This window comes from Candidatus Parvarchaeota archaeon (assembly GCA_016866895.1).
In the GTDB taxonomy this organism is placed as follows: domain Archaea; phylum Micrarchaeota; class Micrarchaeia; order Anstonellales; family VGKX01; genus VGKX01.
The window spans coordinates 1-5,443 of the sequence record VGKX01000078.1 but is presented as its reverse complement, the minus strand read 5'-3'; the positions used below and the strand labels follow the sequence as shown (position 1 = coordinate 5,443).

The following is a 5,443-nucleotide window of genomic DNA, read 5'->3' as shown; positions in this document are numbered from 1 at the left end:
ACTTAAGGAAGAACAAATACAACTAGATGGTGGTTTGGATGGGAGTCTACAAATACATACGCGAGGCATTCCAGCAGCAATACAGGGAAAAAAGCCCGGCTTACAGGGCAAGGCTTGTCAGCTGGAGGAAAGGGCCAACTATAGAGCGGGTTGAGCACCCGACAAACCTGAGCAGGGCGAGAACCCTTGGCTACAAGGCAAAAAAAGGCTATGTTGTCGTTCGCGTGAGGACCGGAAGGGGAAGCCGCAAAAGGCCTCACCCATGGGGTGGCAGAAAGCCTGCCAAGAACAAGGCATATGTGAATCCCGGCCAGCTATACAGGTCAATTGCTGAGAAAAAAGCCGCAAGGAAATATCCTAACCTGGAAGTCCTAAACTCCTATTTTGTAGGCGCGGATGGCCAGTACAAGTATTCAGAAGTCCTGCTTGTTGAGCCAAGTGCTTACGCAGGCAGGCTGCAATCAGGCAGGGCCTATCGCGGCCTGACTTTTGCCTCAAGAAAGGCAAGGGGCCTTGCCGGCAAGGGCAAAGGCTACGAGCAGGCCTGATGCCACATGTGCTTTGGATATATGTACTGTGGGGGCGAGAAGTCCCATGGAAGCATACGACATTTCAATAGTTCACGTTGGGAACATTGGCAGCCTGGGCTTTGCCAAAGCCTACAAGCTTGAGAATGTAAAAAACAGGACCTACAGGGCAAAAAACGCGGCACAACTGGGGAGCATCGCAAAAAAGCCCCTTGTTTTTTTTCTTGACTCATTTGAGCTTGACTTGCCTGCAATCAGGGAGGTTGCAAAATCAGGCGGGGCTTTTGCTTTTCCTGCAAGCTATTTTTCAGTTCCAGGGGAGCCGCCTCATTTTGTAGCCCAAAAACTTGGCATGGCGCGCCAATTCGCAAAACTGTGCCTCAAATACGGCGCGCGCATTGTGCTTTGCTCTCTTTCACAAAATGAATTCCAGTGCCTTTCTGCACATGAGCTTGTGCTTTTTGCACAATTGTTTGGCATACCAGAGCAGGTTGCAAAAGCTTCACTTAAACTTCCAAAGCTATATTTTGAATGATTATTGACTTCAGTGATGGCATGGCAAAACCCTACCTGCAAAAGAAAAGATACGTGCTTTTCACACTTTACGGCCCTGACAAGCCCCTTGTTGGCGCAAGCGAGGCCTGGAAATTCTTTGACACGCGGTGCATGGCGTTTCTTGGAATAGTCGGCCTTTCAAGGGCGCGGTTAAAAAAACTGGATTTTGACGAACAAGCCAAAAAAGGCATTTTCCGCGTTACAAACTCCTCGCAAAAAAAACTCTGCGGCTGCATTGCCCTATTCGGCCCCATCCAAGGCAGGCAGGCACGGATTCGGCTGCTTAAGACATCGGGCACGATAAAGACACTAAGGGAAATTGCCAGAGTGGTATAACATCTCGACTTCACTTAACTTTATCAAGGGCCAGCTTCCTGGTTCGTCGGACTCATCCAAAGCGTGCCAAAAGGCTTGATGAGTTGAAATTTTGGTATGGGCGGTGTTGTTCTTTCAAAATACACATAAAACTGCCCGTTATATTTTACTACCGACCCGCCGTAGTTACCCAACCGCTTTACTTCTATCTCTTCGCCTTCCAATGCCTTACCAAGATTTTGCTTCACGATCTTATCTTCAAGATAATCGTTATGCCAAACGCGAGTTTTACCTGCTTTAACCATCTCTTTTAATTCATTCAAAACAACTTTTCGGCTTTCAAGAGTCAGTTGAGCATAAAGTTCCCTCTCTGAAAATATCAACCGTTTGGCCGATTCCCACTGCTTTCTGGTTTCTATTAGTTTTTTTATCCTTTCCAAAACCTCCTTCCCCCTATCTGTCAGACTAACTGCGCAATCCCCGACTAAGAAAAACGATTTATATCTGAAATCATCCATTATTGCGAATTCCGTTTCTGTGAACTCGTCTTTTTTGCAGCCACGTGCCTGTGAATATGCTCTTCCTCTCCGCTTCATTTCCTCTACTGTTCTATCTCAATTTTGAAATTCTAATCTTGAGATTAACCTTATATACGGTCGTTCGATTTTGTTTGCCTCGCTCTTCCAGAACTTAAATACGGCCCTCAAATCAGTCTCGATCAATTTATGGTAATAAAAACTTTCATATAAACTTTTAAATAGCATGTAAACTTCAAGAAATGTCGGTTCCTTGCCCTTTTTTACCGGAACAGGTTTTGGGATTGTCGCTTTTTTTGGGGGGTTATCCAACTTGGGTTTTAAATATTTTTTATATTCCGGTTCTTTGGAAAATATTCTGTCTTTTTTCCAGCTGAAAATCTTTTTCATGAAAATCCATAACTTTGTTTTCTCCAAGGTTTTTGGGCGCTCAAGTTTACCGTTTCCGATAATGATTATATCGTTTGTCGTTTTCAAGCTCATACTATTATTCTTAAAACCATAAATATAAATCTTGTGCCACTTGAATACCATTGAACTGCAAGTCAAACAACATAACCTACTCCTCTAAACCAAAACCGAGATTATATAAACAAGAATTGCTTAATTTAATCGCAAGATTAACCGTCAAAATTTAACCAGCAAGAATAACTCTCATGCCAGGTGTTTGAAATAATGTTCAAGCAAAACAGATTTCTCTTCCTCTTTCTTTTGCTTATTTCAAGCTTTAGTTTTGCCCATCACACGTATGATGAGGCTTCACAAACAGCCCAATTTCTTTCCAATTATCCAACTTTCCAAACCACGCCTAGTGCTAGTCCAACAAGTCAAAGAATATCCAGCCAGCCTTCTGCCAGCCAACTTTCCGCTCAACTATCAGCCCAGGCAACCTCAAGCCAAATTACTTTTCTAAATAGTGAAATCTCAAGCCTAAGCTCATCCTATGCAAGCGCCCAAAAAACATCCTCACAACAATCTTCTTATCTGCTGACAACCCTTCAGGCAAAAGCCCAGCAACGAAAAAGCCTGATGCTCAAGCTGCTGCCAGAAAGCCCTGAAGAATTCATTTATCAGGCCATTTCTTCAAAGAAGCTCAAAGTGCCTTCCGAATTATCTCCTTATTTTGAGCAACAAACGAGCTTGCAGGGAAACATTGAAGTAATCCATTTTGATGACTTCGCAAACAACAAGGGAACATTCAAGTACTCAATAAGGACGCCGCAGGGAAAACTTGACTATTTCCCAGTGGGGCAGCAGCCAGAGCTAAGGTCAGGCGCGCTTGTCAAAGTCAACGGGTTCCAGCTTGAAAACAAAATCGTCTCCTTTGCTGACAAAAGCTCATTTGAAGTGCTCAAAACAGAGGACAGCCCTGCATTGGGTGAGCAAAAGCTGCTTGTCCTTCTGGTCAGATTTCTTGACTCGCAAGACCCGCCCCCTTACACGCGCGAGGAGGCGCAGTACCAAATCTTCAACGGCCAGTTCCAAAAATTCATCCGAGAGGCGTCGTACAACCAAACCTATTTTACGGGAAATGCCTATGGATGGTATACGCTGAACAGGACCGGCTATGTTAACAATTATTGTAGATGGCCGGATTTTGGCTCATACGGCGATTATGAACTTGACAATATTATTCAATCAAATAATATTGATTTGAATGAATACGGACGAATCCTGATTTTAGCTGACCACTCTTGCATGGGTGGAGGATACTCTTCTGTTGGCAGGTGGCCTGTTCTTGTAAACAATATACTCTATAATCTGTCTTTAAGTTGGTCTTTGGCAGGTTATCCTCCATATTTTAGTAACGATCCGATAAATTATACGACTCTCGAATTTGTTATCTCTCATGAACTTGGTCATGCATTGGGTGTGGCTCATGCAAACCTCTGGTCGTGCAAGTCTAGCGTCATGTACGGTCCTTGTGATCACTCCGAATACGGAAACATCTATGATGTGATGGGTAATGCAAGAGGCGGTCTTCATTTCAACGCCATGCTCAAAGACATTCTCGGATGGTTCAACTCATCCTCGATAATAACAATCAACAATTCTGGCACTTATCTGCTTAATCCTTTAGAACTAGGCTCTGGCGTCAGGGCTGCAAAAATAAGAGATCCGAACAATTCCTCAAACTTTTCATATTATGTCGAATATAGAAAACCTTACGGTTTTGATTCGATGATGGGTAGTACATATCCTTCAGATTATACTGGCAACAAAGGCCTTTTTGTCAACTGGCAAACAAAGAATTTTTGGATGCGCTCAAGGCTTTTGGATATGAGCCCAGCAGCTTATCCAACGTCTAACAATGTAACTTTAAACCAGGGGGGAAAGTATAAAGATGACGGGCGGGGAATTTCACTTATCCCACGTGGTTCCAACAACCAATCAATAAAATTTGATGTTGGAATCTATCAAGCTAAATGTGTTTACAATTATCCGACAATAACCAATATATATGCACCTCCAGGGTTCTATGCCGGTATCTCTTATCGCTTAGATGTTCAAACGTGGAATTATGATGGCCCGTTATGCCCAGTATCTGACTTCAACCTGTCGCTTAGTGTTCCGGAAGGATGGGTCTATCAAGTTAAAATATACGACGGTAGCGATTTTATAAACTCAAGTGTAAACCCCATTCTCCAAGAAGATTCTTTATGGTATTACATAGACCTTCTAGCTCCTCCAGATACAACTGCTGGCTATTATTTTCCAATCTTAATAATGACAAACCTAAACGGCAATTTAACTAGAAATTATACTTTTGGAATACCGGTCCAAGCACCTATTTACTGCTCAGACGGCACCCTCATGACAACATGTTCCTCCATCAAGCCAAAATACTGCACATATAACGGTGAGCTTGTAGATGCCTGTTATCAGTGCGGCTGCCCTGGCTCTGATTATGTTTGCCACTACAACGGCTCGTGTGTGCAGGCTAAAATCGTTCCTTTAAAACCGTTGAACAACTACATTTCCAAATATAGCAGGGTCAATATTTCAGCAACAGTCGCATCGGATGTTCCAGATGTCATGTACTGCTGGTATTATGTAAATGATACCATTCGCTATGCTGACGCCATATCACCTGGATACAATAGTTCTTTCCTGGATACTTACTCCAATGGCGCATATTCCTGGAAGCTCAACTGTTCGCCATATTATTACTCTGTCGATATCATCCAAAGCGAAAGGCAGTACTTCAAGGTAAAAGCAATTGACCCAACCAAATCACCATATCCCGGCACTGAAACTGCATCAAAAGAAATTTCGCCAACTACACAAGCCAGTTCAACAAGCCAAATCCAAGAATCGAGTGCGCCAACCCCACCACAATTATCCTCCTCAAGCCAGCAAGAAACACAAACAGTCTCAAACCAGCAAGAAAAACAGTCAGGCGCAAGCCAACTAGGCATACAATCTGTCTCAAACCTGCGTGAAGTCCAGCCTTCGTCAGGTTCGGCAAGGATTGACAAGTTCAATGGCAAAAAATTCGTGAAATTCCCA

General features: G+C 43.4%; 6 protein-coding genes. 4 read left to right on the top strand and 2 right to left on the bottom strand.

Annotation, left to right across the window (positions count from 1 at the left end):
• Nucleotides 1–38: 38 nt before the first annotated feature.
• The 3 genes from FJZ26_03765 to FJZ26_03755 are packed head-to-tail and all read left to right on the top strand — an operon-like array spanning nt 39 to nt 1,418.
• A complete protein-coding gene (locus FJZ26_03765; GenBank protein MBM3229523.1) occupies nt 39–548 on the top strand; it encodes a 50S ribosomal protein L15e in 510 nt (169 codons plus the stop codon).
• A 46-nt stretch (nt 549–594) separates the two neighbouring features.
• Nucleotides 595–1,062 (top strand): hypothetical protein, encoded by a 468-nt coding sequence (locus FJZ26_03760; GenBank protein MBM3229522.1) that lies wholly within the window; start codon nt 595–597, stop codon nt 1,060–1,062.
• Nucleotides 1,059–1,418: a hypothetical protein gene (locus FJZ26_03755; protein ID MBM3229521.1), complete on the top strand. Its 360-nt coding sequence runs from the start codon at nt 1,059–1,061 to the stop codon at nt 1,416–1,418. The genes FJZ26_03760 and FJZ26_03755 overlap by 4 nt, the downstream gene beginning before the upstream one ends.
• A 23-nt stretch (nt 1,419–1,441) precedes the next feature.
• Here FJZ26_03755 and FJZ26_03750 read toward each other — a convergent pair whose 3' ends face one another.
• Nucleotides 1,442–1,993, bottom strand: coding sequence for a hypothetical protein (locus FJZ26_03750; protein MBM3229520.1), 552 nt, complete (start codon nt 1,991–1,993; stop codon nt 1,442–1,444).
• A gap of 18 nt (nt 1,994–2,011) precedes the next feature.
• Nucleotides 2,012–2,410 carry a hypothetical protein gene (locus tag FJZ26_03745; protein ID MBM3229519.1) on the bottom strand — a complete coding sequence of 133 codons (399 nt, stop codon included), beginning with the start codon at nt 2,408–2,410 and terminating at the stop codon, nt 2,012–2,014.
• A gap of 198 nt (nt 2,411–2,608) precedes the next feature.
• Between FJZ26_03745 and FJZ26_03740 the strand changes: the two genes are divergently transcribed.
• Nucleotides 2,609–5,443 (top strand): hypothetical protein (locus FJZ26_03740; protein MBM3229518.1); only part of this gene is annotated, 2,835 nt, incomplete at its 3' end.

Bases quoted from the DNA above. Each gene is read 5' to 3' on its own strand.
- FJZ26_03760 (MBM3229522.1), top strand. From the start codon at position 595: ATGGAAGCATACGACATTTCAATAGTTCACGTTGGGAACATTGGCAGC.
- FJZ26_03750 (MBM3229520.1), bottom strand. From the start codon at position 1,993: ATGAAGCGGAGAGGAAGAGCATATTCACAGGCACGTGGCTGCAAAAAA.
- FJZ26_03765 (MBM3229523.1), top strand. From the start codon at position 39: ATGGGAGTCTACAAATACATACGCGAGGCATTCCAGCAGCAATACAGG.
- FJZ26_03755 (MBM3229521.1), top strand. From the start codon at position 1,059: ATGATTATTGACTTCAGTGATGGCATGGCAAAACCCTACCTGCAAAAG.